General features: G+C 49.6%; 23 protein-coding genes. 18 read left to right on the top strand and 5 right to left on the bottom strand.

Going from position 1 to position 25,008, the window contains the following annotated elements:
• Positions 1–720: 720 nt before the first annotated feature.
• The 3 genes from DVH26_RS30790 to DVH26_RS30780 all read left to right on the top strand — a co-directional run bounded on the left by DVH26_RS30790 (position 721) and on the right by DVH26_RS30780 (position 4,011).
• Positions 721–1,707 carry a LacI family DNA-binding transcriptional regulator gene (locus DVH26_RS30790; RefSeq protein ID WP_239628972.1) on the top strand — a complete coding sequence of 329 codons (987 nt, stop codon included), beginning with the start codon at positions 721–723 and terminating at the stop codon, positions 1,705–1,707.
• A 77-nt stretch (positions 1,708–1,784) separates the two neighbouring features.
• Positions 1,785–2,669, top strand: coding sequence for a glycerophosphodiester phosphodiesterase family protein (locus DVH26_RS30785; RefSeq protein WP_239628971.1), 885 nt, complete (start codon positions 1,785–1,787; stop codon positions 2,667–2,669).
• 19 nt (positions 2,670–2,688) lie between these two features.
• Positions 2,689–4,011, top strand: a complete 1,323-nt coding sequence (locus DVH26_RS30780; RefSeq protein WP_239628970.1) for an ABC transporter substrate-binding protein — start codon at positions 2,689–2,691, stop codon at positions 4,009–4,011.
• A gap of 37 nt (positions 4,012–4,048) precedes the next feature.
• Here the strand turns inward: DVH26_RS30780 and DVH26_RS30775 are convergent, their stop codons facing one another.
• Together DVH26_RS30775 and DVH26_RS30770 are read right to left on the bottom strand one after the other, a co-directional pair.
• A complete protein-coding gene (locus DVH26_RS30775) occupies positions 4,049–5,305 on the bottom strand; it encodes an ATP-binding protein (RefSeq protein WP_239628969.1) in 1,257 nt (418 codons plus the stop codon).
• 324 nt (positions 5,306–5,629) lie between these two features.
• Entirely contained in the window at positions 5,630–6,040 is a 411-nt protein-coding gene (locus tag DVH26_RS30770) for a cytochrome-c oxidase (protein WP_239628968.1), read from the bottom strand.
• Between the two features lie 170 nt (positions 6,041–6,210).
• On the opposite strand from DVH26_RS30770, the gene DVH26_RS37125 reads away from it, so the two are divergent.
• Genes DVH26_RS37125 through DVH26_RS30750 form a run of 3 tightly spaced genes read left to right on the top strand, consistent with a single transcriptional unit; the run spans position 6,211 to position 9,372 of the window.
• Entirely contained in the window at positions 6,211–8,280 is a 2,070-nt protein-coding gene (locus DVH26_RS37125) for a LuxR family transcriptional regulator (protein WP_275590432.1), read from the top strand.
• 48 nt (positions 8,281–8,328) lie between these two features.
• Positions 8,329–8,817 (top strand): hypothetical protein, encoded by a 489-nt coding sequence (locus DVH26_RS30755; protein ID WP_239628967.1) that lies wholly within the window; start codon positions 8,329–8,331, stop codon positions 8,815–8,817.
• A gap of 12 nt (positions 8,818–8,829) precedes the next feature.
• Positions 8,830–9,372, top strand: a complete 543-nt coding sequence (locus DVH26_RS30750) for an NUDIX domain-containing protein (protein ID WP_345774018.1) — start codon at positions 8,830–8,832, stop codon at positions 9,370–9,372.
• 80 nt (positions 9,373–9,452) lie between these two features.
• On the opposite strand, the gene DVH26_RS30745 is transcribed toward DVH26_RS30750, so the two are convergent.
• Complete coding sequence (locus DVH26_RS30745; RefSeq protein WP_239628966.1) at positions 9,453–10,364, bottom strand: LysR family transcriptional regulator; 912 nt, start codon at positions 10,362–10,364, stop codon at positions 9,453–9,455.
• 200 nt (positions 10,365–10,564) lie between these two features.
• Between DVH26_RS30745 and DVH26_RS30740 the strand changes: the two genes are divergently transcribed.
• From DVH26_RS30740 to DVH26_RS30725, 4 genes are all read left to right on the top strand, one after another.
• Positions 10,565–11,026, top strand: a complete 462-nt coding sequence (locus DVH26_RS30740) for a DinB family protein (RefSeq protein WP_239628965.1) — start codon at positions 10,565–10,567, stop codon at positions 11,024–11,026.
• 44 nt (positions 11,027–11,070) lie between these two features.
• Positions 11,071–11,463 carry a nuclear transport factor 2 family protein gene (locus tag DVH26_RS30735; protein ID WP_239628963.1) on the top strand — a complete coding sequence of 131 codons (393 nt, stop codon included), beginning with the start codon at positions 11,071–11,073 and terminating at the stop codon, positions 11,461–11,463.
• A 310-nt stretch (positions 11,464–11,773) separates the two neighbouring features.
• A complete protein-coding gene (locus tag DVH26_RS30730) occupies positions 11,774–12,793 on the top strand; it encodes an AraC family transcriptional regulator (protein ID WP_481857560.1) in 1,020 nt (339 codons plus the stop codon).
• Between the two features lie 140 nt (positions 12,794–12,933).
• Positions 12,934–13,728 (top strand): SDR family NAD(P)-dependent oxidoreductase, encoded by a 795-nt coding sequence (locus DVH26_RS30725; RefSeq protein ID WP_239628961.1) that lies wholly within the window; start codon positions 12,934–12,936, stop codon positions 13,726–13,728.
• Positions 13,729–13,806: 78 nt separating this feature from the next.
• On the opposite strand, the gene DVH26_RS30720 is transcribed toward DVH26_RS30725, so the two are convergent.
• Positions 13,807–15,597 carry a cache domain-containing sensor histidine kinase gene (locus tag DVH26_RS30720; protein ID WP_239628959.1) on the bottom strand — a complete coding sequence of 597 codons (1,791 nt, stop codon included), beginning with the start codon at positions 15,595–15,597 and terminating at the stop codon, positions 13,807–13,809.
• Between the two features lie 153 nt (positions 15,598–15,750).
• On the opposite strand from DVH26_RS30720, the gene DVH26_RS30715 reads away from it, so the two are divergent.
• The 8 genes from DVH26_RS30715 (at position 15,751) to DVH26_RS30680 (ending at position 23,693) form a co-directional block, all read left to right on the top strand.
• Positions 15,751–17,130: a response regulator transcription factor gene (locus DVH26_RS30715; protein WP_239628957.1), complete on the top strand. Its 1,380-nt coding sequence runs from the start codon at positions 15,751–15,753 to the stop codon at positions 17,128–17,130.
• Between the two features lie 104 nt (positions 17,131–17,234).
• Positions 17,235–18,731 carry an ABC transporter substrate-binding protein gene (locus DVH26_RS30710; protein ID WP_239628955.1) on the top strand — a complete coding sequence of 499 codons (1,497 nt, stop codon included), beginning with the start codon at positions 17,235–17,237 and terminating at the stop codon, positions 18,729–18,731.
• 40 nt (positions 18,732–18,771) lie between these two features.
• Positions 18,772–19,782, top strand: coding sequence for a carbohydrate ABC transporter permease (locus DVH26_RS30705; protein WP_239628952.1), 1,011 nt, complete (start codon positions 18,772–18,774; stop codon positions 19,780–19,782).
• Entirely contained in the window at positions 19,779–20,609 is an 831-nt protein-coding gene (locus DVH26_RS30700) for a carbohydrate ABC transporter permease (protein ID WP_239628950.1), read from the top strand. Before DVH26_RS30705 ends, DVH26_RS30700 begins: the two co-directional genes overlap by 4 nt.
• A 25-nt stretch (positions 20,610–20,634) precedes the next feature.
• The gene (locus DVH26_RS30695; protein ID WP_239628947.1) at positions 20,635–22,113 is read left to right on the top strand and encodes a sulfatase family protein; all 1,479 of its coding nucleotides are present in this window, start codon (positions 20,635–20,637) and stop codon (positions 22,111–22,113) included.
• Between the two features lie 325 nt (positions 22,114–22,438).
• A complete protein-coding gene (locus DVH26_RS30690; protein WP_239628945.1) occupies positions 22,439–22,861 on the top strand; it encodes a DoxX family protein in 423 nt (140 codons plus the stop codon).
• Between the two features lie 80 nt (positions 22,862–22,941).
• Positions 22,942–23,277 carry an ArsR/SmtB family transcription factor gene (locus DVH26_RS30685; protein ID WP_239628943.1) on the top strand — a complete coding sequence of 112 codons (336 nt, stop codon included), beginning with the start codon at positions 22,942–22,944 and terminating at the stop codon, positions 23,275–23,277.
• The gene (locus DVH26_RS30680; RefSeq protein WP_239628941.1) at positions 23,274–23,693 is read left to right on the top strand and encodes an SRPBCC family protein; all 420 of its coding nucleotides are present in this window, start codon (positions 23,274–23,276) and stop codon (positions 23,691–23,693) included. The genes DVH26_RS30685 and DVH26_RS30680 overlap by 4 nt, the downstream gene beginning before the upstream one ends.
• Positions 23,694–23,773: 80 nt before the next feature.
• On the opposite strand, the gene gap is transcribed toward DVH26_RS30680, so the two are convergent.
• Complete coding sequence (gap, locus tag DVH26_RS30675) at positions 23,774–24,784, bottom strand: type I glyceraldehyde-3-phosphate dehydrogenase (RefSeq protein WP_239628939.1); 1,011 nt, start codon at positions 24,782–24,784, stop codon at positions 23,774–23,776.
• Positions 24,785–25,008 lie beyond the last annotated feature (224 nt).

Raw genomic sequence — 25,008 nt, 5'->3', positions numbered from 1 at the left:
GTTGGTGAGTCGAGTTGTGGAGCCGGAGGGATTGCAGATTGGATAGCTGGGTGGAGAACTGATCTTGGAGAGCCAGGTATGAAAGAAGTTGGATTGTTCGCGATTCATCGAGGTATAGCAGGAGTGAATTGCTGAGTTGTGTATTCAAGTAGAGAGCTGAGTGATGAGTGTCGGACAGTCTAGTGAAAACGACTAAGTATTGTCCACGTTGAGCCTAGTTGAAACACTTTGATATAGAAAAATCCTAACCTCGAGCTGATCTCCACACCGCCCTCACCGATTTCAACGATCTTGCGGACACCAGATCCGTTATACCCTAGAAAAAGTGTTAAAATGCCGATCTATCGGACACAGGATCCGTTATTGCCCTCCCCAACACCCCAAAATTCCGAAATTTGAGCGAATAAGGGATCCTCTGTCCGAAAGGGTACAAAAAAGGCCCTGATTTGGCGAAATAGCGGAAGCTGTGTCCGATCCACCAGTAATCAAGCTGCATGCTATTCCTGGAGCCCCGAAAAACGAAAAATGAGAATCAAGGGAGCTGCCGTACAAAATCCTGTGATAGTTTTACTAAACGGAGGAGCATCCGCAAGTGTAGCGGAAAATTAAAAAAAGATTTACAAGCGGTTGACGTTCCGATAACAATGTCCATTTAATCTAAAACTAGTTCACCGTATGCTTCATTTTGTAATCGATTATTTTTTTGTGAGGATGTCGCCTATGAGTTCAGTAAAAGAAGTCGCCCAGAGAGCCGACGTGTCCGTGGCTACCGTATCGAGGGTGTTAAACAACGATCCGACGGTCAAGACATTGAACCGCAACAAGGTGCTGAAGGCTATCGAGGAGCTGAATTATAAGCCCAACATGCTGGCCAAAAGCTTAAGGAAAAAAGCCAGCTTCACAATCGTGCTGGTTATGTCTTCGATGTCCAACCCTTTTTATGCAGGTATTGTGAAAGGGGCGAACGAAGCCGTACGCAACAGCGGCTATAAAGTCATCATCGGGACAACGGATGCCAACGAGCGGGAGTGGGAAACGTACGAAACGATGCTCAGCACGAGCCAAGCGGACGGAATTGTCATTATTTCATCCTGTGCCAATAAGAAGATCGTCAGCCAGCTGAACGACCGGTACCCCGTCGTCATGTGCAACGAGTATTTTGACGGCCTTAACCTTACCTATGTCTCTATAGATAACAAAAAGGCGGGCTACGATGCGGCCAAGGAGCTGCTGAGCCGGGGCTGCAGGCATATCGTTTACGTAGCGGGCTCAAAGGACTCAAGCTCGGTCAAGGACCGGATGGCGGGCTATAAAGAGGCGCTCGGCGAAGCGGGCATCCCGTTTCAGGACAAGCTTGTCCTGCAGCCGAAAAAAGGCTATGGACAAATGAAGGACATGATCAACGAGCTTGTTCAAGCAGGGGTACCCGTCGACGGGATTATCACTCATTCCGACATGCATGCGTCCTATATTTTAAAAGGAATCAAGGACGGCGCGGTTCTGCTCGACGAGAAGGTCGGGATCATCAGCTTCGACGGTACGTACGTCGCGGAAATTACGAATCCTGCTCTGACTTCAATTACCCAACCGGCCTATGAGCTCGGACATTCTGCGGTTCAGCTGCTGCTGCAAAAAATACAGCAGCAGGAAATCAACCAGAGCAAAAGACTCATAGTTGAGCATCGGCTGGTCAAAAGGGAAACCTGAGTTTCCTTTTTATATAAAAAGTAATCGATTACTTTTTTCGGTGAACCATTAAAAGAGAGAAATCGGAGATGGAGTTTATGACACAAAGCTCGTTTTTGGAGGAAGAATCATCGTGTTGCGATGCCCGCTGTTTTGATGATATTTATGCCGAGTTCAACGATCCGAACGGACGTACCTTAATCGTTGCCCACAGGGGCGATTGGCGCCGCTATCCCGAGAACTCGGTCGCCGCTGTTCAATCCTGCATCGAGATGGGGATCGACATGGTTGAGATCGATGTGCGCCAAACGATGGACGGACATTTGGTGCTGATGCACGACAAAACCGTCGACCGGATGACGAACGGCAGCGGGAAGGTGGCTGAACTCACACTGGCCGAAATACAAACGTTCTATTTGCGCGACGGGAAAGGAGGCGGGGAATCCGGTCTGACGAGCATGAGAGTGGCGACGCTGGAGGAAGTGATGATTCTGGCCAAAGGGAGTATCATGATCAATTTGGACAAATGCTGGGATGTTCGCGAAGCGGTCTACGAAGTTCTGGTGAAGACGGACACGCTTGCGCACGGTTTATTCAAAAGCAGCGCGCATTACGAAGAGGTGGCGGCCTTTTTACAGTCCAAAACGAACCCTCCCGAGTACATGCATGTGGTGGAGGAAGAGAACTTCCATGAGCTTCCGATGGTATTGAGCCAAGCTCAGCCCAAGGCGATAGAGCTCGTCTTTCCAGCGTTGGGAAGCCCGATGCTGACCGAAGAAAGCTTCGAACCGATGAGAGGGAAGCAGCGGATTTGGTGCAATTCCATCCAGGCGTCATTGTGCGGAGGGCACCCTGATGAGGAGCCGGGCTGGGAGTGGATGACCGGATACGGATTCAATATGATTCAGACGGATTGTCCGGAGCGTTTGAAGAGCTTTTTGGAGCTGCAGCACAGCATGCGAATCGTGAAACAAACCATATAGAAACAAGGAGTGGAGAGCGATGAATACAAGAAAACATACATATTGGAAAACCGCAGGACTGGCCGTTTGTGTAATGGTGACGTTATTAAGCGGCTGTTCATCGAAGACCGATTCTGCAGGCCAAGCGGATGCGGGGGAGAAGCCTGCCGAGCAGAAGCCCGTTACGATTCGCGTCGGCATCAAGAGCCAAGGCTATTTGACGGAAGACGAGTTCAAACGCTATATTACCGAGCCGGTAAAGAAGAAATACCCGTGGATTACGGTCGAAATGTCCATCTACAACGCCAAAGGCTCCAAGCTGTCCGAGCTGGTCGCGGCCGGCAACGTCCCGGATATCGTCATTACCAACAATGTCAACGGAATGCCGGAGTTTCTCGATCTGGACTTGGTGACCCCGCTCGATGAGCTGATTCAAAAGCACCGTCTCGATCTGTCGAGATTGGAGCCCCAGGCCGTTGAGGCCGTAAAGGCGGCGACACAAAGGCAGGATATTACCGCCTTGCCTTATGCCAGAAATTTCCATGCGCTGTATTACAACAAAGATATTTTCGATAAATTCGCGGTACCCTATCCGAAGGACGGCATGACCTGGGATCAGGTGACGGAGCTGGCCAAGAAGCTGACGCGCGACGACAACGGAACGGCCTACCGCGGCCTCATGCCGAATGTGCCTGAAAGACTGGCGGCGCAGCTGTCCGCCCCGTTCGTCAATCCGGCCACGAATAAAGCGGGAATCGAGACGCCCGAGTGGAAGCGGGTGCTGGATATGACGACCGCGATCCATTCCATTCCGGGGAACAGTCCTATTTTGTTCAATAAAGAGGCCAGCGATCTGTTTTATAAAGAGCGTACGCTCGCGATGCTCGCGGATATCAACCTGTTGGGCGACTTGAGCGCGTTCCAGGACTTCCATTGGGACATGGTGTCTTTCCCGGTATGGCCGGAGCTGCCGGGCACGAGTCCCGGGATCGATGCACATCTCATGGTGCTGTCCAAAACAAGCAGCAACAAGGATGATGCGTTTCGGGTCATCTCCGCCGTGCTGTCCGACGAGGTGCAGATGGATATGTCCCGGCAAGGAAGGTACAGCGTATTGAAGGATTCGAAAATAAAAGATGCCTTCGGCTTGGACTTGACCTGGATGGCTGGAAAAAACCTGAAGGCGGTCAATATGACGCCGGCCAAGCCTTATGCCCAGACCGTGTACGACAAAGAGGGAATTACGGCGGTGCGCAATGCTTTGAAGGCTTCCGTCAAAGACGGGAAGGACACGAATACAGCCTTACGGGAAGCTGCGGAAGCGTTCAACAAAAAAATCGATGAAATCAATGCAGGCAAATAGCTTGTGCCTTTGCCCCCACACAAACGCAAACCCTGCACTAGTTCGGGGCTCCAAAGGGGATTGCAATCTTGAAGGTCGTCCCTGCCTTCGGCTTGCTCGATACGGTAATCATGCCGCCTAGAGCGTGTATGACATGATAGGAATACGTAAGCCCGAGTCCGGTTCCATTCGTTTTGTTGGAAAAATAAATCGATCCGAGCCTGTCGATCTGCTCTTGATTCATGCCGATGCCATTGTCTCTGATGAGGAGGATGGCATTTTTCTCTTCCGCCCTCAGCGTCAGGGTAACTTTGCCGTCCGATATGTCCGTGCAAGCTTCAACGGCATTTTTAATGAAGTTGACCAGCACCTGCTTGATTTCATCGGGATTGGCGGTGAGGCGTACGAGCGTATCGGCCGGCTGTACTTCCAGCTCCACATTATGCATAGTGGCGAACGGGGTCATGACATTGGAGACCAAATACAGCTGCTCCGAAAAATTGATCAGCTCGTGCCGGTTGGCCGGAGGCTTCGTAATTGACAAATATTCGGACAAGATGGCTTCCGTCCGCAGGATTTCATCCATGCAAATATCGATATACTGGCGCACCTTATGGTATTCCTTCGGGCTTTCCCGGATCAGCTTCAGGAACCCTTTGACAGCGGTTAACGGGTTTCGGACCTCATGGGCAAGGGAAGCGGCTACGTGGCTCATGGCTTCCATTTTTTCCATACGGGCGTGCTGAATGAACAGCTCCTTGTCCGATACGGATTTGCTGAATAGGGACATTAGCAGTACAAGGCCAAGGCAGTTCTGAGCTGGAATGATCAATAGATGAAAGGTCAGATGCTGTTTGACATAGTCGAGGAAAAAGATGCAGGTAAAGGTTAAGGGAATAATAGAGATGACGATCCCGGTAAGGACGGTCATCCATTTTTTGCGATGGCTTTTCCGGTACATAGTGCTTAACGGGATGGAGGCCAGGAACGAACACGCAACAATGATCATGGCAACCCAAGTGCCTTCCCCGCCAAGGTAAAAGCGGTATGCTACCAGCTCGGCAAGCAGAAGCAGTCCGATCCGGAACCCTCCGAATACTATTGCGAAAAACAAGATGACATACCGGATGTCAAAAATAATGCCTTCCACCACGCTGGCAGAAAAGGTCATGGAGGTCAACATGCAAATGGAGCTTGTAATGGCGATAAAAATGCGGCTGAAATTTTTCGTTTTTTTCTGATAATAAATATTGAAAATTATGAAAGGAATGATTGAAAAAAATAATTGCAGCATTAAATCTTTCAACAAATTCATCAATTCAACCCCACATTGATCAGGATCTATAGGACACACCTAGTTATTTCGACATCATCCTGCATTCCCCTCTTTAAATTTTGGGTGAAATAATAACCTTTTCTCCGCGCGTTTCTCCCATCTTTCGCACTACTCTTTCATTCCGATATCTCGTCGCCATGTGCACCATCCATCCCCCGATACCGCATGATATAATGGAAAAAAATGAATATCCGCCGGATTTTACACGCTAGTCGCTTGAGCTCCATACACAACAAAATCCCTGTCGTACTGTACCGCAACATGCGGCTTCAGCACAGAACAGGGATTTGTTTTAGCCGGGTTTTAACCTACCGTATGATTCGCAGCCGATGGATCGGCCTGCACCTCTTTGACGGTATGCACATTTTTCACCATGTTGATGAAAAATACCAGAGTGCCAAGCACGATCAGAATGCCCCCGACAGGGATTAGCGGGGCGAGGGCGGCGAAGCCGAGAATGTATGCGGCAAGACCGCCCATCATAAGCGGGACGCCGACATTATGCATCCAGAAATGCACCTTGCCCAAGGTACGGGCCGCTGAAGGGAAACGGTCATATACGAGGCCGCCTATAGCCATAGATACCCAACCGATCAGGTTCAAATGGACGTGGACCGGGCTGAGGCCGTAGCTTTCGGTCATGGACATGCCCATCCCCATCACGACTCCAATCAGAAAATAAAACGATGCGATTTGTAACATACGAACTCCCATTTCATTCATCCTTTCTCGTTTCATCTGCAATATGCTTCTTTTGCACTAACCTTACCTTACCATCCGGTATGCGGGGCATGGTACTATCCCACCGTATAATTTGGTTGTATACTTTAGTTGAATTCAAGTTCGGAGAATCATTTTATTTGACAAATATGGGAGGATCTGAAATGAAAGGAGACGTTTTGCGATTCGAGGGGGGAAAAGCGAATACCGTGCAGCATGCTACTCCAAGCATAGACGAGCGCGAGGGGCAATTCCTGGTTGGCCGCGAGCAGGAGAGAGCGCTGTTTGAGAGGTTTTTGGCCGGCGAGCCGATGAGCAAGCACATTTGGAATCTATATGGAACAGGCGGCGTAGGCAAAAGTACATTGCTTGATGCGTTCCGCAGGCAAGCCAGAAGGAGCGACGCGGTGTTTCTACTGGTCGATAGCCGAGAGCTGGGAAGAACGGGTGACGATTTGTGCAGACAACTGCTCCATCAGCTTCCATCTCTTAAAGGAAAGGACAACGAAGATGAGGATCTGCCTGCTGTCTTACAAGGGAGACTGAACCGGCTGGCGCAGGAACGTCGAGTCATTGTGGCGCTGGATACCTTTGAGGATATGGCCGGTATGGAAGGGTGGCTTAGAGAGCGCTTATTGAGAGGGCTGGATCCAAGAATCCTGGTTCTTCTGGCGGGCAGGTACCCGCTTAAGGGGCAGTGGCTCGTATCGCCGGCTTGGAGAGAGAGGACACTTTGGCTTGCCATCGATCATTTGACCCGGACGGACGTCTTGGCCTATGCACGCAAATGCGGTTTAACGGAAGAGTCTCAAGGAGAACGGCTGTGGGAGCGCACGAGAGGACACGGGCTGTCGTTGTCGCTGGCCGTATCCACGGAGCTTCTTGAAGGGAGCGGTCCGCTGCATGACACGGGATGGTCCTCGGAGCTCGCTTCATCGTGGCTTAAGGAAGTGCCGGACGAAGAGCTCGGGCAGCTTGTCGAGGCGGCTTCGATGCTAAGGCAGTTCAATCAGGAGCTGCTCGCCTATGTCGTGGAGCGGGAAATAAGCGCAGATGCGTTCGGTAAGCTCACAGCGCTTTCTTTTGTGCGTAAGATCGACAGAGGGTGGATTCTGCATGATCTGATGCGGGAAAGCACGCGAAGCTATCTAAGGGAGCGACTCCCGGTTCAATACGGTAAGCTGATGGAGAGGTGCGTCCTCTATTATGCGTCTATTGTCAAAGCGGCGCATGGCAAACGGGACGTGTCCTGGGAAGTAGGGGAGCTGTTTCGTTATATTGGCGATGCGATGATTAGGGCGCATATGAACACCTCATGGAACAATGAATTAATTTGGGAGCCGTTGTCTGCATCTAATCTTGGGGAAGGGCAGCAGTACCTGCAGCAGCGCCGTAATGAGGCAAGAACCATTACTCAACGCGGCGTAGATCCTGAGACAGGCCATCTGCTGGAGCTGACGCTTTCCAAGGAGGAGATGCTGTACGCCATCGAGGGGCTGGATCTAGAGGAGCTGCTTGGCTTAGGACAGCCGTCGGTTATGCTGATGAAGTCGCGGGACGGAGCGGTGCTCGGGCTGTCAGCCATCATACCGATTAACCGGGGGACATTGGAGTATTTGGAGCACAATCCGTTCTCCGGCCCTTATATCCGAAGTATGACGGCAGCAGAGCGTAAGGCATTTGGCGTGCCTGAATCGGAGGCGGCAGGCTGGTTTATTAAAAGCATCGATGTCCTGGATTGGACCGATTCCGCACTTCTACTGGAAGCAAGCTCACAAATGTACAGCTACATGTGCTCAGGCAAACTGTTCTTTACTTCTCCGCCACCGCTTCCGATGTTCTACGATTCACATATCGGTCTCGGCTTCGAAGCGGCTCCGGATGTGTTCCATTGCAGCTACGACGGCAAGACGCCTACGCCTACTTTTGTGCTGGATACGAGAGGGGATAAGCTGGACGCTTTTCTTGCGGCTCTGCTCCGTCGGATCGGTATTGTGCCGAAGTCTGAGGAAGCCGCCGAGGTGAGCCGGGTGAAAGAGGACCCGCTGGTCAAATTCGGGCTAACGGAACGCGAACGGGAAGTCGCCTTATGTGTCATTGAAGGTCATACCAACATCGAAATAGCGGCAAGGTTGTTTATAAGCGAGATTACGGTGAAGAAGCATTTGAGCTCTATTTATACGAAAACGCAGGTGAAGAAACGCAGTCAGCTGATCAAGCTGGCGCTCCAGTAAAAGAGACGGGGCGTGAGGGCCTGTTCGTGGAGAAGAAGGAGTACATAAATGAAGGAAATGACTTATTTTAGTTTAAAGGTAGTATCGATTTTACTTTTTGGTCAAGGATTGTTTCTCCTTGAAGAACTATATCACGGGGTTATGGCCACATATTTCGATACAAGTGAATTAGTTAGAATGACTTATCCATCCATAGTTTACATATTATCTAGCATCATATTATGGTTTTCGGCAAGATCGCTAACCTTTATTTTTAGTATTCCTCGGTTTAATAAACTGGAAGAAATCGGGCTCAACAGTAAAGAGCTTAAAAGTATGGTAATCCACGTTGTAGGAATATTTTATTTAATATTTATTATCCCGGATTTTGTTTTGTTTGTTGCTCAAAGCGTGGTTTATATAGATTTTATGGGTCTGGGCTATATGAGTAAAACGGACTTGGCAATAGTTCTGGTGGAGCTTGCAATCGGATTTACTATGGTGAAGAAAAGCGATCTGGTTTTAAAGGCTATTGCCAAGGTTATTAAACCATTGTGACAACGAGGCCACATGAATAAAATGAGATATCCATTCTGTCCTAAATGCGGGGGCAGGCTGCGTCTTAACGAAAACAACGAGACATCAAAGCCACCGATTTGTACCTCGTGCGGCTTTATTTTTTATAAAAATCCTACGGCAGGCGTTGCAGTACTTGTACTAAGGGACGGTAAAGTTTTGCTAGGTAAGAGGCGGAGAGGGTACAGCTATGAAGGGCTCTGGTGCGTTCCATGCGGCCACGTAGAGTGGGAGGAAGATGTGAACGATGCAGCTACAAGAGAGTTCAAGGAAGAAACAGGCTTAACCGTAGATATTACATCGGTTTATACGGTTACTTCCAACTATGGTGAACGGTTTATTGGCACCGGGTTTCACAAACCCGCAGCACAGAGTGTGCTTATCTGGTATTTCGGCAAAATAATCGGTGGCCAGCTGGCTGCGGGAGACGATTTGGAGGAAGTGAAATTTTTTTCTTACAGCGAACTTCCGGTATTGGCATTTCCAACGCACGAATTCGTTTTGAACAAATTAAGAGACGACCATTTCCTCGAATGAAAATTCTCGCAAAAAAAACGGTAGCCGGCAAACGCGGCTACCGTTTAGATTTTTTATATGCCGGGGCACAAAATTTATCCTTATCCTAACGAACGATTGTTATGATTCACGACGCTCTGAAGGAAAGACTGCAATTCCTCGATAAACAGCTTCGCTGCTTGCCCCATAAACTTGTCCTTGCGATACAAGATACAAATGTCTTGACTGGGTGTCGGGTGAAGCAATTTTACGGAAACGATATTCTCATGGTCTATATAATCCAGCAGCATCTGGGGAAGAATGGAGGCTCCGATTCCTTGATCCACCAAAGACAGAAGCGTCGATAAGGTTGAGGTTACTATCGGATTGTCAATCGCAATTCCTTTGTCATGACAGCACGACTGGATGATCTTAGTAATCTGATGCTCAGAGCCGAACATGACCAGTTTTAGCTGCTGAAGCTGCTCGAACGGAATAGCCTTTAGCTTTGCCAGAGGGTGATCCGACCGGATGGCCAGTGCGAACTCCTCATGGAACAAGGGAATAATTGCAATGCTTTCATCAGGCTTGAGAGGTACCGTAGTCACTCCGAGATCTCTGGTGCCGTTAAGGACCTGTTCATACACATCCGTAGTCTCCGTAACGCTGATCGACAATTTGGGATAGGTCTTATGGAAATCGATAAGTAACGCATTAAACAGCAAATCCCCGTCACCCGGTAAAATGCCGATGTCCAGCCTGCCGCCTTCCATTCTCTTCAGATCCGATATCGCCCTTTTGGCGTAGTCAACGTGCTCAAAGATGTTCTGGCTTTGCTCGAGGAGAATCTTTCCTGCTTCCGTCAGCGTGATCCGCTTTCCAATACGATCGAAAAGAGGGAGTCCAAGCTCGTTCTCCAAAAACTTGATTTGCTGGCTTAGGTTCGACTGGGTGGTACAGAGGTTTTCGGCCGCCCTGGAGAAATGCATCTCCTTACAAATGGCAGCAAAGTATTCAAGCTGTCGAAGTTCCAATGCTCAATTCCCCTTTCGATGATCGATCTTTCTTCGTCATTATAATCGCTAACCCCCACTCCCATCAATTTCTAAAGAGAATCATTACTGAAACCGATCGATTGCATCGGAATTACGTGATTGTTGCGTTGCGGTGTGCAAAGGTAAGATAAGGGTGTGAAAGGGAACAACCACTAATGACTAATGAGGAGGATTCAATCATGGCACAATCGATCATCAATACAGGGAAAGTGTTGCGTCAAATCGTCATCGGCCAGCTGCAAGGGATATCGGAGGCACAGATGGACATCCAGCCGGAGGGCTTCCATAATACGATACGCTGGAATATCGGTCATATGGTTTATTGGTTGGATAAATACGCTACGCTAAGCTGCGGCTCCCCATCCGCGGTTCCGGCTCATTATGAAGCATTGTTCAACTCCGGTACGAAGCCTGCGGATTGGACGGTAACGCCTCCGTCGAAGGAGGAGCTGATAGGGATGTTAGCGGCACAGCTAACCCGTCTGTCCGAGCTGACACCGGAAATGCTTACGCAAAAGCTGCCGTCGCCGTTTGAAATGGGTCCGTTCCAGTTTGTTACAGCCGGAGAATTGTTTAATTTCGCTTTGCTGCATGAAGCAATTCACCTTGGAGTTATATCGAGCCAGCTTAAGCTCGTCTAATAAAGCTAACCTCATAACAAAAGCCAAATCAGGAGGCATTTACTATGACACAATCGATTTCCCGGATCCGTGAAGTATTTGATGCTTTTAAGAGGTCTTTTGAAACAGGGCATACGGCAGATTTCCTTAATAAGGTTACGGAGGACTTTCATTTCTTCGTCCCACTCCCGTTGGAGGGCTGGAATTACGAGCAGCAAGGCAGAGAACGGTTCGAGCAATTGATCCGGTTCGAGCGCTCCGTATTGCAGGTGCGGCTGACTCCGCTTATCGAGCTTGAGAATGATAGCTACGGGATGGTAGTATTTCGTGCGGAAGGAACTCTGAGCGGTTTGCCATACCGCAATGAGTTAACGGTTGTCTTCGAATTCGAAGCGGATAGGATCCGTTCCTTCCGCGAATATGTAGGCATGCCGCTCAAAAACTACGAGACCCCTTAAAGGGAGCTGCTGCCGCTGCATTAGCCTCTATAGTCTCTGGCCGTATTCCCAATAAAGGTATTCTGAAAAAATTGGTGTATCGCTGTCGATTCGGCTGCGGTACACCTTTGCTTTGCTGTTGAAGCCTTCGTAAAGCCTTGGCCTCCAGCTACCGGAACTCCGCGAGGCAGTCGGTTCGCCCGGAAGTGAAAATAATGTAATCTAATTCCAGTTACAGAGCACTGGTGGTGAGGTACTATAATACCTATCCCGGTTACAAAAGGACATCAAACAATTAACAGTTAAATATATAAGCAGCTGGAGGAGGCTGATGCAGTTGAAGTCTCACGCCACAGACCGGATTAAAATCCCGCCGGGATTTTGGGAAGGATTGCGTCAGCTGGGGATTGCCCCCCACGATGTAGCGCGCAAAGCTCGACTTCCGCTCACCGTAATTACGGAACCGGCAGTGACTACCGCCCAATATTTCGCGATCTGGCAGGCTTATTCCGATCTCATTGGCGACACGGCTGAAGGAGTCATCCAGCTTGTGACTGCCTTTGAAACGGCAAAGTACCCGCCGACCGTCTTAGCGACTTATCACGCTCGTGACTACCGCGACGCATTGAACCGAATGGCGCGGTACAAGCAGCTGTGCCCGCCCGAGAGCTTACTTATCGCCGAAGAGGGTGAGAACTGCACCATCGAGTTGGAATGGCTCGATAGCGATCAATCGGGTCCCCCGCTGCTGGTCGGCATCACACTGGCATGTGTGCTGGAGCTGGGACGCCGGGGCACAGGTCAGCCTTTGACGGCGCGGCTCGTCGAATTCACACAATCCATGGGTGATGTGCAGGCCCTCGAAGCTTACTTCGGCTGCCCTGTCCGGATTGGTGCTGTAAGGAACCGGCTGACGATGAAGCGAGCCGATTTGGACCGACCCTTCGTATCGTACAACGAAGAGCTGCTGGACATTCTGACCCCTGCTCTGGACCGGTCGCTGGATGAACAGCGGCAGCGCAGCCGCTCGATTGCCGATACGGTCAAATGGATCGTGAAACGCAGCCTCACAGGAGGGTGCCCCGACATCCAGGCTGTCGCAAAGGAACTGGGTATGAGCGACCGCACCTTGCAGCGCCGGCTTACTGACGAGAACACGAGCTTCAAGCATCTGTTGACACAAGCTAGACATGAGCAGGCACGAGAGTATTTGGCAGACCCTTCGCTTGATATTAAAGAAGTGGCATTCTTGATTGGCTATGAAGACCAGAATTCGTTCTACCGCGCATTCCGCCTTTGGGAAGGCGCTACCCCGTCCAATTGGCGAACGGAGCATTTAGGCATACGATAGAGAGCCGGTATTTTCGCAGCTGAAGGATTTGGCGTGTTATGCAAGAATTTTGGCACCGTGCGCTAGTTACCAATCCATCCGGACAAAGTAAGATAATCCTATGTTATTGGACAAATCGACTTTGTAAGGAGACACGTACTATGGATATGGGATTATATAATAAAACGGCTCTAGTCACAGGATCAACGAAAGGCATAGGTAAAGCCATTGCTATTGAGCTTGCCAAAGAAGGCGTTCATGTACTAATTAACGGTAGAAATGATGAAGAGGCAGAACGAACCGTAAATGAAATAAAGGAAGCTTTTCCGAATACCTCTCCTCAAAATGCTGCCGCCGATTTAGTGGATATTCAACAAAGAGAAGCGTTGTTTGAAAAATACCCTGAGGTGGATATTTTAGTTAACAGCATGGGAATCTATGAAATGATGCGATATGAGGATGTTGACGATGAGGTGTGGGAAACCTATTTCCGTACTAATGTTCTTGCTGCCAATGGATTATGTAAATTTTATTTGCCTAAAATGATGAACAATAACTACGGCCGCATTATCTTCATTGCAAGTGAAGAAGCGGTGATGCCTTCAGGGCAGATGCCTCAATATTGTATGACCAAGTCCATGCTGTTATCTTTGTCCAAAAGCTTATCTAAATTAACAGCAGGAACCGAAGTTACAGTCAATACGATCATGCCGGGACCTACCCTCACTGAAAAGGTTTATCAAATCATTGACGGGATGTACCCTAACGAAGATATGACTTTTTCCGAAAAAGAGAAAACATTTATGACAGCCAACCTGCCTCAATCTGAAATTCAGCGATTTATTAAGCCTTTTGAAATCGGCAGACTGGCTGCGTTTGTATGCAGTCCCTATGCATCCGCATTGAAAGGCTCTCCGATCCGCATGGATGGGGGAATGGTACCGACGATTTTTTAACGTTGTAACGGCGGCAGCCCGGGACTTCATCATAACGTCCAGGGCTGCTGATTTCTTTTTACCGGACAATCTCACTCTCTACATCTTCCCGTAAGGCAGCCTGATTACAACCCTTGTGCCTTGCCCCTCCTTATCGTTGCGTTCAAGCTTCATGGAGAATTGATCACCATAAGCTAGCGCGTAGCGCCTGTATACATTCATAATCCCCGTGTGCTGCATGAAGTATGGATCGGAGCTCTCGCCGTCGCTTTCCGTGAGCGTCCTCAGCTTGTGCAGAATTTCATCCGGTATGCCCCGTCCGTTATCCGAAACAATAACTAACCATTGGTTATTATCTACCTGCACAGACAGGCGCAGAACGAAATCGGCATTGCCGCGAGCAGGGCTCCAGCCGTATTTCAAGGAGTTTTCCACAAATGGCTGCAGGCTAAGCTTCATGATCGGAGTATCCAGCAGCTCCGGCTCGATTTCAAATTCAGCTTGCACCTTCTCCCCGTAACGATAGGAATGGATATGCAAAAAGTCACGGATATACTTGATTTCCTCCGCCAGGGGAGCTAGTCCACGGTCTTGGCGCACGTTGTATCTCATCATCCGCGATACGCATCGGAGCATGTCGCTGACCGCCTCGCCATGGTTATGTAGCGAATACGATTCAATCGTCTCCAGCGTATTGAACAGGAAGTGCGGATTGATCTGGGCCTGAAGCTGCAGCAGCTCCTTTTCCTTTTCGCTAAGCCTGGTCCGAATCACTTCCTGCCTCAATATGTCCAGATCATCGAGCATCCGATTATACGTACGGATCAAAAATCCGATCTCATCCTGCACCGAATGATCGATCGGGACGGAAGTGCCGCGCCCAAGCATCTGCATGCCTGATTTCAGCCGGTATAACGGTCTCAGGACGACCCCCATAAAAGGAAAAGCTATCAGCAGCGCAATGATAAAGCTGATCGATGCAACGATAAAGGTAAGCGTCTGAGCCTGACGGATGCCTTGATTCATTTCACCCAGATCCGAGATACCGACCAATGTCCAATTGCCTAACGGAATCGGACTGTACATAACCTGGTAGCGTGTTCCTTCCACATTCATCAGAAACTGATCCGTACCGTCAGGCCGGAGCATTAGCTGCTCACGAAGCCCGTCTATCGTCGAGGAAGGCTGCCCGAAATGGATGAGCTCTCCCGATTCTCTGCTAAACAGAAGCATATGGCCGTTATGTCCCAGCCGTGTGTGGTCCATCAGCTTCTGGAACCATTCTGCGTCGATCTCGATGAGGATCCATCCGCCGATGGTTTGTTGTCTTAGATCGATGACAGGCTTGACGAAAGTGAGGACCTGCTGATTTTGTGCAGGGGAGATGGCATAGTTCATCGGATGGGGGACAAGCAGTCCTTCCTTCTCCATGGTGTACACTTTGCTTAGGACAGGATCTTGTTGAAACGGATATTCGAACTGGATATGCACTTTTTGAGATTCGGAATATACTTTACCCAAGTTATCCAAATAGAGCACGCTGAGAATTTCTTTCTTTGACTGGATGATCAGCTGAAGGAGCGGTCTGAAATTGATCGAATAATTCGCTTGCGCAGGTACATTATCTTTGGAAACCGATAGAAACTTTTGAAATTCGGAATGAATAACGACCGGATTGAGAGTTTCGTTAATCCCAATCAAGTAATTGTTGATTTCGGTAGCCATATACTCTACCAATTGGGAGGATAGGGTTGCGGTGTAGTCGGTGCTGGAACGAACCAGGACAAACTGGGATATGAAGCTGACCGTCAAGGTAGGGACGAGGGAGATGGCAATCAGCAGCACAAACAGCTTGCTCTTCAGAGATAAGTTGCGGAATTTGCGATCCATCGTCATTACTCCTCGAAGCATTAGGCGCACCATCCTTAAGAACCAAATTATTCGCTCGCCAATCAGCCTGGTCTTGTGATTAACTAAGGTCAGGACCTTTCAAGAGAGTATTCGATTCATTGCAACCGATTTCCTTTCAGGGGAGTGGTAGGGGTGAGAATTTGCATCATTGACGATGAAAGCGCTGTCAGATCGGGGATCATTTTTAAATTGAACAGCTTAAACAAATCGATTGAAGTATTCGATGCAGGCTTCGGGCATGACGCATTGGACAAAGTGCGCAGTATCCGGCCCGAAATTATCATTACGGACATTATGATGCCGGGGCTCGACGGATTGGAGCTGCTCCAGATTGTTAAAGCGGAGCTGCCCGCAGCCCGCGTATACTTGCTGACTGGATACAGCGAATTTGAATACGCGCGGAAAGCCATACATCTTGGCGCGATGGGTTATTTGCTCAAGCCGGCCGATCCGGAGGAGCTGTTGAAGCTGGTGACCGCCGCTCAGCAGGAAGAGATGGCGAGAATACGGTCGGACTTTCTACGAATGAATGAGCTGTTGAAGGAGCGATCGATTCAATTGGAGCTTATTGAGCTGGTTGCACCGGGTGCCTGGTACGATGAGTCGGTTCCGAAGCGTATTGAATTCGTGAGCGATCCCGCCGCTGCGCCGCTTGAACATTCCGTACTTGTCTTCAAGTACAAGCGGAATTTATACGGCGTTGTCGTTCAAACCGGCTGGAACGAGAGCCGCTGCTTTAGCAGGGGAGACCAGTTTGTTTCTTATTTCCTTCGCGATGCGGAGCAGTGGGAGTCGGAGCAATTTTTTGCAGCATCCGAAATAAGAACCCGCAAAGCCGGCGAATGGCAGCTCAAGCAGTCCGCCGAACTACGGCTATCGATCCTGCAAGCGGTCAAGGATCAGCATATTCAGATGCTGGAGCAGCAGGTGAGCAGGTTCCTGCAGCATATCGGCTCCTTCGAGCTGAAACAGCTGCGCAAGGAATGCGCCTATCTCATGGCGGCGCTGGATGAAACGATGACGGCCAAACACGACATCGCTATTGTCGAGGAAGACAAGCTGGTGTACTGGACCTCATGGGTCACGAGCCATACAAGCTGGGCCGAGCTTAAGAACCGGCTGGAGAGATTCGTACTTGGGGGGATCAAGGCGCTGGCGGAGCTTGAAGCGCACCAGCCCCCTTCAGATCTTGTAGAGAGGGCTATGCAGCTCGTACACCGCTATAAAGCTGCGGACATCAACCTGGAATCGGTAGCGGCCGCCTTGTCGATTCATTCCGTCACCTTAAGCCGCATATTCAAACAGCAGACGGGCGAGAACTTTGTACGTTACGCAGTCCGTCATAGATTGAAGCTGGCGGAACGTCTCCTACTACAGAGTGACAAGAAGGTTGGAGATATAGCCGAGGAGGTCGGGTATACGGATTATCGTTATTTCAGCCATTTGTTCAAACAAGTGCATGGGGTAAGTCCAATGGAATTCCGGAAACGCCACAGCCGCTCCGAACATTAAAAAGTTCCTACCTGCTGTTAATTTATTCGCCTGTTTTCCCCGAAAAGCTTTGACTATACTTTGCTTGTAAGCGAAATCCGCATAATTGACAAGGGGGATACGGAATGAGGAAAGCAAGCTCGATCGGTCTATTATCTGTTCTTGCCATCAGCTCCATCGTTTCCGGCTGCAGCGGTGCGAATGACTCCGGGCAGGGGGACGAATCCAAAACAGGCGATAAGAAGCAGGTGACCCTTACCTTCTGGCATCGTTGGCCGGAATCTCAGCCGGTGTTTCAGAAAGCAATACAAGAATTTCAGCAGAAATACCCGCATATTAAAGTGGAGATGCCGCCAATTGCCTCAGCGCAATATTCGGCACAGCTTCAGGCGGCTGTAGCAAGCAACGATTTGCCCGACATCTTTTCCAACCAAAGCGCGGTGCCGACCGATCAATTGTATCAGCTTGGTTTGATTCACGATCTGGAGGATCTGTTTCCGCAGAAGAAAAAGGACGAGTTTTATGAGGGGACCTGGACGGACGGCTTCACAACCATGGATGGCAAAGTTTATGCGATGCCGCATTTTACCCCTCGCCGGTTTGCACACGTCATGTACTACAATCTGGACGTGCTGAAGAACGCCGGCTTGTCCGAGAAGGACGTTCCGAAATCATGGGACGAACTCATTGCCGTAGGCAAGAAGATCAGGGAGAAGAGCAGCGATGTATACCCTCTTATTCTGGGAGTGAAGACCGATTGGCTGATGGGCGGCTTCATAGGGCAGATGGCTTCCGCTATTTATCCCGATGTATTACCTAACGACGGCGCTTATGCCGGCTTTAATTACAAAAAAGGCGAGTATGAGCATAGTTCACCCGGCATTGTACAGACCATGAAATTTATCAAGCAGCTGCAGGACGATAAGCTGCTGCATCCTAACAGCCTGGTTATCGATTACCGCGAAGCATCGACGCTGTTTGCAGGCGGCAAGGCGGCTTTCGTGATTGACGGTACCTTCCTCACCTCCGAGCTGCAGACGAATAACAAATTCAATAACTTTGGTGTAGCTCCGCTTCCGACCAAGGACGGCAAGCCCCAGTACTACGCGTTCCAAGGGGAAACGAAAGCTTCCGTTCACGTGAGCAAGAATACGAAGCATTATGAGGAAGTGAAGCTGTTCCTGCAATTTTATATGGACCGCATATATCAAATGGAGCTGGAGATGGGAGTCGAGGGCTCGCCTATAATCGCTCACAACCAGAACACGAAGGTGGACAACGCGCAATTTATGCAGGCGCAAAAAATCCAGGATCAAACCTTCGTGCTGTCGCCGCACCAATATATCCGGAATTTGGCGGCAATCAAGGTCAATACCGAGCTCAACGGCAAGAAGCCTAAAGAAACCATCGGCAAGCTCCTTGAAGGCTATATGGCCGGCCAAATCAAGGATTTGGAAGGAAGCCTGCAAAAGCTGAGCGCAGATTACAACGCCGCTCTTCAGGACTCGATTAAGAAGGTGCAGGGAAGCGGGGGCAAAGTGACCCTAAACGACTACAAGTTCCCTAACTGGACGCCATTCCAGCCTTATTCCAAAAATCGGTACGAAGAGCTAGGGAAATAGAGGTTCATTCCCTTCATCACGCGCAAAGGGGTTGTATGTATTGAGCGCACCGACGTCCTCCATACAAGCTGGGCAGACCGTCACCGCCTCTTCCGCCAAACGAGAGCGGATCCGCTATGGCTGGGCCTACCTGTTCATTCTGCCTCAGCTTTTGTTCTTTATCGTATTCACGATTTATCCGATCATCATGAGCTATGTGTACGCCTTCTTTGACTGGAGCGGGTTCGGCCCGCTCACGAACTTTGTCGGTTGGGATAATGTCAAGAAGCTGCTGAAGGATGATCAGTTTTGGAATGCATTTCGCAACAGTCTGATTTTTATGAGCGCCAAAACCGTTATTTTAATGCCTGCCACGCTGATCATGGCGCTTATTCTGAACCAGGCGGCCTTCAAGGGCAAGGTGTTCTACCGGACTCTATACTTCCTGCCGGTCGTTACGACCACATCCATCGTCGGGATCATTATGAAATTCATCTTCGGCAACGACAAGGCTCTGGTCAACGAGCTACTAATACGCATAGGAATCTTGTCCGAACCCGTCCCATGGCTAGGTCAGGCAGATACGGCGATGATAGTGCTCATTCTTATTGGCTCGTGGAAATTTTTCGGGATGATGATGGTGTACTGGCTTGCAGGACTGCAGTCGCTGCCGGGGGATGTTTATGAAGCAGCGAAGGTAGACGGTGCCAGCTTCTGGCAGACGTTCAGAAGCATTACCTTGCCATTGTTAACGCCGGTCGCTGCGGTCATACTGCTTCTAACCGTCGTCAACAGCATGCATGTATTCGATCTTGTCAAAACGCTAACGAACGGCGGGCCCTTCTTCGCTACGGAAACCGTAGACTTGTACATCTATAACTATGCGTTCAGCACCAGCGGATTTCCGCAAATCGGCTACGCCTCGGCCGCAGGCATCGTTTTCGGGCTCACGATCTTCATTATAACTTTATTGCTCGGGTGGTTGGCTAAGCGGGCAAAAGACGGCAACGACGCCAAGAATGCGAAGAATGCGAATGCCCATAGCGCCAAAGGAGGGATCGGCAGCGTATGATCAAGCACAATACGATCCACGGTTTTCTTCATCTTCTTCTGCTCGCGTTCGGCGTCGTCTGGGTCTATCCGTTCGTCTGGATGCTGTTCTCATCGCTCAAGACCAATACCGAGTATATTAATGCCGGCTTCAAGCTGCTGCCGGACGTCGCGCAATGGGAGAACTACGCCAGAGCTTGGAAGGTAGGCCACTTCTCCACTTATTTCACCAATTCCGTCATCATCACATGCACGACGGTCGCCATTGTCATTGTGATGTGCGCATTGACCGGGTATGCGCTTGGGCGTGTTGCCTTTCCGGGACGCAAAGTGTTTGTTCTGGCGATCACAGCGACGATGTTCATTCCGAAAGGGTATACGATTATCCCGATTTATCAGATCATCAAAAGCTTGGGGCTGCTGAACACGCTGCCCGGTATTATTTTGGCCGAATCCTCGGGTGCGCACGTCTTGTTTATCCTGCTCTATATGACGTATTTTCACAACTTGCCCAAAGAGCTCGAGGAGGCTTCGGAAATGGACGGCTGCGGATTTATCCGCACGTTCGTGCAGGTCATGCTTCCTTTATCCAAGCCGATCATTGCCACAACCGCGATTATGCAGTTCATATGGACATGGAACTCGTTCTTTGTTCCGCTCATTTTTAGCATCAATAAACCCGACCTTCGGACACTGGCTGTCGGGATGTATTCCTTCGTCGGCGAGCATACCGTCGATTGGTCGGGCATGGCTGCGGGGGCTTCCATCTCGCTAATTCCGGTCATTATCGTGTTTATCGTGTTCCAGCGGTTTTTTATCGAGGGCATTTCAGGATCCGTCAAAGGATAATTCCGAAAAAGGAGGCATTATTGCTATGGCTAAACAACCGCATATTATTATCTTTAATCCGGATCAATGGCGCAGCGATGTGATGGGACATATGGGCAATCCGGCAGCTGTTACACCGCATTTGGATCGGATGACGCAAACCGACGGGGTCTCGTTCCGCAATGCGTTCTGCCAAAATACGGTGTGTACGCCGAGCCGATGCTCGTTCATGAGCGGCTGGTATCCGCATGTGCGGGGACATCGAACGATGTATCATATGATGCAGCCGGATGAACCGGTGCTGCTCAAGACGTTGAAGGACGCCGGCTATTTCGTCTGGTGGGGCGGCAAAAACGACCTCATCCCTGCCGAAACCGGATTCGACGATTACTGCGACGTAAAATTCAAACCGCCCGTGCAACCGCGCCGGGAAACGAATTTGCATGCTCACGACTTTTGGCGCGGTGAACCGGACGGGGACAATTTTTTTTCCTTCTACGCCGGCAAACTGGAGAAGGGAGCTCATGAGGAAGCCTATTATGACGGAGACTGGGCGAACGTTCTCGGAGCGATCGACATGATCCGCAATGCTCCGGCTGATAAGCCGCTGTGCATCTATTTGCCGCTGCTGTACCCCCATCCGCCGTATGGAGTCGAGGAGCCTTACTTCAGCATGATCGATCGTTCCAAGCTGCCGCCTCGGATTCCGGCTCCTGCCGATTGGGATGGCAAGCCCAGCCTGTTGAAAGGAATCTGCGAGAAGCAGAACTTACAGGGCTGGACGGAGGAACGCTGGGACGAGCTGCGCGCCACGTATTACGGCATGTGCGCCCGGGTCGACAAGCAGTTCGGGATGGTCATGGATGCGCTGCGTGAAGCAGGAATGTACGATGATACGGCAGTGTTCTTTTTCTCTGATCACGGGGATTTCACAGGCGATTACGGTCTCGTGGAAAAAACGCAGAATACGTTCGAGGATTGCTTGTCGAGAGTCCCGTTCGTCGTCAAGCCGCCGAAGGGCGTCCCCGTAAATCCGCGAGTATCCGATGCGATGGTGGAACTGATCGATTTTCCAGCTACGGTGGAGGCACTGCTCGGCATGACTCCTGGGCACAGCCACTTCGGCCGTTCGCTACTTCCGGTCATCGCAGGAGAAACGGATGATCATCGGGATGCTGTATTTTGTGAAGGGGGACGTCTGCACGGAGAGGAGCAGTGCATGGAACGGGAGAGCACCTCGGTCGGCAGCGCTTCGGGACTGTACTGGCCCCGCATCCAGTGGCAGCTGCAGGAAGGACCCGAGCATACGAAAGCCGTTATGTGCCGGACGAAGGAGTATAAATATGTGCGGCGGATGTATGAGCAGGATGAGCTGTACGATATGACCCGTGACCCGGGGGAGACCGTGAATCGTATAGATGATCCGGCTCTTGCCGGTAGATTGGCGGAATTAAAAGACAGGCTGCTTACGTTTTATCAGGAAACCTGCGATAGCGTGCCGCATAAGACGAACCGTCGCATGTAAAAGTGGAGAGATCCTTTTGCGAAAGCTGTGATAAGGAAGCTTTTTTAAATAAGGAAAAGACGGTTGGTCAGCTGCGCAAAGAGCTTGATCTTCCAGTAAATTGAAAAAGCAGCTTCAATAAAACAGCGGCAATCCAGGACTTGTGTTCAGGTCCGGAACCGCTGCTTTTTTATTTTTAAGACGGTTCAATGGAAAATAGCTATTGACACGACACTAAATGGTGTCCTATAATCTAAATGACACCAAATAGTGTCCGATTAATCGATTGAATTAATCCAAAACCTGAATAAGGTTCTTTTAAAACAAATCATGAGGAGGGAACAAAATGAGTAGGATGATCGGCGCGGGATCAACCGCGATTGTAGAAACTCGAACCCGAGGGAAACTGATTGCTTACTGGTCAGTCACAATACTGCTCGCAGCTTCTGTAACGATGAGCGGGATCGGGCAGCTGATGCAATTGGGAGGAAACCTCGAGTTGGTGACGAAGCTTGGTTACCCGGTATACATCTTGACCATTCTCGGAATATGGAAAGTGCTCGGGGCCATCGCTCTCGTCATGCCAGGCTTTCCCCGGCTTAAAGAATGGGCTCACGCGGGGATCTTCTTTTTAATGACAGGTGCTGCTATATCTCACGTGTTTGCCAATGATTATGGAGATTCCGGGTTCTCTATTCTTCTTCCGCTCTTCTATGCTGCACTCAATATAGCCTCATGGGCGCTGCGTCCAATGAACCGTAAACTTTAAGGAGGTGGTGAATTAACGGCTGTCCCTTCGTACCGGCAATAGATTATAACTTTAGAAAATCTTATTTTGGAGGGGGCGTTGTGAACGAGAACAACCAACTGCGCGATGTGTTTGACGCGATTGCAGACCCGACCAGGCGCCGGCTAATTCGTCTATTGGCAGAGGCAAAGGAGAAGGAGGTACCGCTCCATGAATTGACGGAACAATTCCAAATGGGCCGTACAGCGGTATCCAAGCATTTGACAATCCTTAAAGAGGCCGGACTTGTCCTTGACCGAAAAGTCGGCAGAGAAACGCGATATAGGCTGAATGCCGCTCCACTCAGAGAAGTTCAGGATTGGGTGGCTTTTTACAGCAGCTTCTGGAGTGCGAATATGCTGCGCTTAAACCAACTATTAGAGGAGGAAGAAGAATGAGTTTAACCTTATCCTTGGATTTTCAATATACGACATCGATCGAGAAGCTTTGGTCCGCTTTAACCGATTCAAGCAAGCTTGCCAAGTGGGTGGTCAACATCCACTCCGGCCAGGCAATGGATAATGATTTTAAAGCTGTCGTAGGACACCAATTTCAGTTTCGCACTCAGCCGACCGAATGGTGGGATGGAATTGTTGACGGAGAAGTGCTTATCGTAGAGGAGCCCAACCGGTTGTCCTACACATGGGGCAGCGGCGGGGAGACGCACACGGTCACCTGGACGCTGCAGGATCTAGGAGAAGGGAAGGTTAACCTTCATCTCGAGCAAACCGGAATCTCAAATGCTCAAGCGCTCAATGGAGCCAAGTATGGCTGGAGTAAATGGTGCGGCGAGCTAGAAAAGGTTCTGAATTAAATAAAAAGTTTTATGATGAAGCAGCAGCGAGACTAAGATGTACTTTCTTCTTAGTCCGCTTCCGCTTCATTTTTTGTGAGTTAGATGCCTTTTTGGGCGATGTATTGAGCTAGATCCACCACCCGGTTAGAAAAGCCCCATTCATTGTCATACCAAGAGAGGACTTTTACCATCGTACCGTCAATGACGATCGTAGACAGTGCATCGACGATAGAGGAACGGTCATCTCCTTGGTAATCAACCGAAACCAATGGAAGCTCACTGTAACCGAGAATTCCCTTCATTGGACCTTCAGATGCTTCCCTTAGCGCACGATTTACTTCTTCGACAGTAACTTCTCTGGATACTTCCACGTTCAAGTCAACGATACACACAACCGGAGTAGGTACGCGCAGAGAGTAGCCGTTGAGCTTCCCTTTGAGCTCTGGCAGTACGGAGCCGATAGCTTTAGCTGCACCTGTAGAAGTAGGGATCATGGAAACGGCTGCCGCGCGTGCGCGTCTTAAGTCTGAGTGGGGCTGATCCTGAACTTGCTGATCGTTCGTGTAGGCATGGACGGTTGTCATCAGACCGTGTTTAATTCCGAATTGATCTTGGAGCACTTTAGCGAGCGGAGCCAAGGCATTTGTCGTGCAAGACGCATTGGCAATGACATGATGCTGCTCGGGGATATACTTTTCTTCGTTTACACCCATGACAATGGTAATATCTTCGTTCGATGCAGGCGCCGAAATAATAACCTTTTTAGCCCCTCCCCCCGTAATATGCCCTTCTGCCTTTGCTTTATCAGTAAATCTTCCCGTCGATTCAATAACTAATTCAACACCGAGATCTTTCCAGGGGAGCTGCGAAGGTTCTCGTTCTGCCAATACCGTGATTTTGCGGCCATTTACATAAATATGACCATCCACAGCAGTCACCTGTGCATCTAATTCACCCTGGTTGGAATCAAATTTCAGCAAGTGTGCCAAGGTTTCGGCGTTGGTCAAATCGTTTACGGCTACAACCTCGATTTCCGGATGATTTAACACTGCTCGAAACACATTACGTCCAATACGGCCAAAACCATTAATACCTACTTTGATTGTCATAAGATTACCTCCACTTTTTTTATTTTATTTCAAGGCAAATGCAGGTGATTTACCGAGAAAACAATAAATCGGGACATTTAATGTCCAATAGATGCAAAAAATGTCCCACAACGACATGAAGCATGGTTCTGTTTTATAACTTAGATGTATGGTAGTAGGTTTGTGTTAATGGGACTAATATAGTCCCTATGAGACATTTTTTGTCCCAATTAGTCAAACGAAGT

The organism is Paenibacillus sp. H1-7 (genome assembly GCF_022354825.1).
In the GTDB taxonomy this organism is placed as follows: Bacteria; Bacillota; Bacilli; order Paenibacillales; family NBRC-103111; genus Paenibacillus_S.
Note: the sequence above shows the minus strand (reverse complement) of the source record. Positions and strands in the feature narration are given on the sequence as shown.

Coding starts and splice junctions, on each gene's coding strand:
- DVH26_RS30790 (WP_239628972.1), top strand. CDS start 721: ATGAGTTCAGTAAAAGAAGTCGCCCAGAGAGCCGACGTGTCCGTGGCT.
- DVH26_RS30785 (WP_239628971.1), top strand. CDS start 1,785: ATGACACAAAGCTCGTTTTTGGAGGAAGAATCATCGTGTTGCGATGCC.
- DVH26_RS30780 (WP_239628970.1), top strand. CDS start 2,689: ATGAATACAAGAAAACATACATATTGGAAAACCGCAGGACTGGCCGTT.
- DVH26_RS30775 (WP_239628969.1), bottom strand. CDS start 5,305: ATGAATTTGTTGAAAGATTTAATGCTGCAATTATTTTTTTCAATCATT.
- DVH26_RS30770 (WP_239628968.1), bottom strand. CDS start 6,040: ATGGGAGTTCGTATGTTACAAATCGCATCGTTTTATTTTCTGATTGGA.
- DVH26_RS37125 (WP_275590432.1), top strand. CDS start 6,211: ATGAAAGGAGACGTTTTGCGATTCGAGGGGGGAAAAGCGAATACCGTG.
- DVH26_RS30755 (WP_239628967.1), top strand. CDS start 8,329: ATGAAGGAAATGACTTATTTTAGTTTAAAGGTAGTATCGATTTTACTT.
- DVH26_RS30750 (WP_345774018.1), top strand. CDS start 8,830: ATGAATAAAATGAGATATCCATTCTGTCCTAAATGCGGGGGCAGGCTG.
- DVH26_RS30740 (WP_239628965.1), top strand. CDS start 10,565: ATGGCACAATCGATCATCAATACAGGGAAAGTGTTGCGTCAAATCGTC.
- DVH26_RS30735 (WP_239628963.1), top strand. CDS start 11,071: ATGACACAATCGATTTCCCGGATCCGTGAAGTATTTGATGCTTTTAAG.
- DVH26_RS30730 (WP_481857560.1), top strand. CDS start 11,774: ATGCAGTTGAAGTCTCACGCCACAGACCGGATTAAAATCCCGCCGGGA.
- DVH26_RS30725 (WP_239628961.1), top strand. CDS start 12,934: ATGGATATGGGATTATATAATAAAACGGCTCTAGTCACAGGATCAACG.
- DVH26_RS30720 (WP_239628959.1), bottom strand. CDS start 15,597: ATGGATCGCAAATTCCGCAACTTATCTCTGAAGAGCAAGCTGTTTGTG.
- DVH26_RS30710 (WP_239628955.1), top strand. CDS start 17,235: ATGAGGAAAGCAAGCTCGATCGGTCTATTATCTGTTCTTGCCATCAGC.
- DVH26_RS30700 (WP_239628950.1), top strand. CDS start 19,779: ATGATCAAGCACAATACGATCCACGGTTTTCTTCATCTTCTTCTGCTC.
- DVH26_RS30695 (WP_239628947.1), top strand. CDS start 20,635: ATGGCTAAACAACCGCATATTATTATCTTTAATCCGGATCAATGGCGC.
- DVH26_RS30690 (WP_239628945.1), top strand. CDS start 22,439: ATGAGTAGGATGATCGGCGCGGGATCAACCGCGATTGTAGAAACTCGA.
- DVH26_RS30680 (WP_239628941.1), top strand. CDS start 23,274: ATGAGTTTAACCTTATCCTTGGATTTTCAATATACGACATCGATCGAG.
- gap (WP_239628939.1), bottom strand. CDS start 24,784: ATGACAATCAAAGTAGGTATTAATGGTTTTGGCCGTATTGGACGTAAT.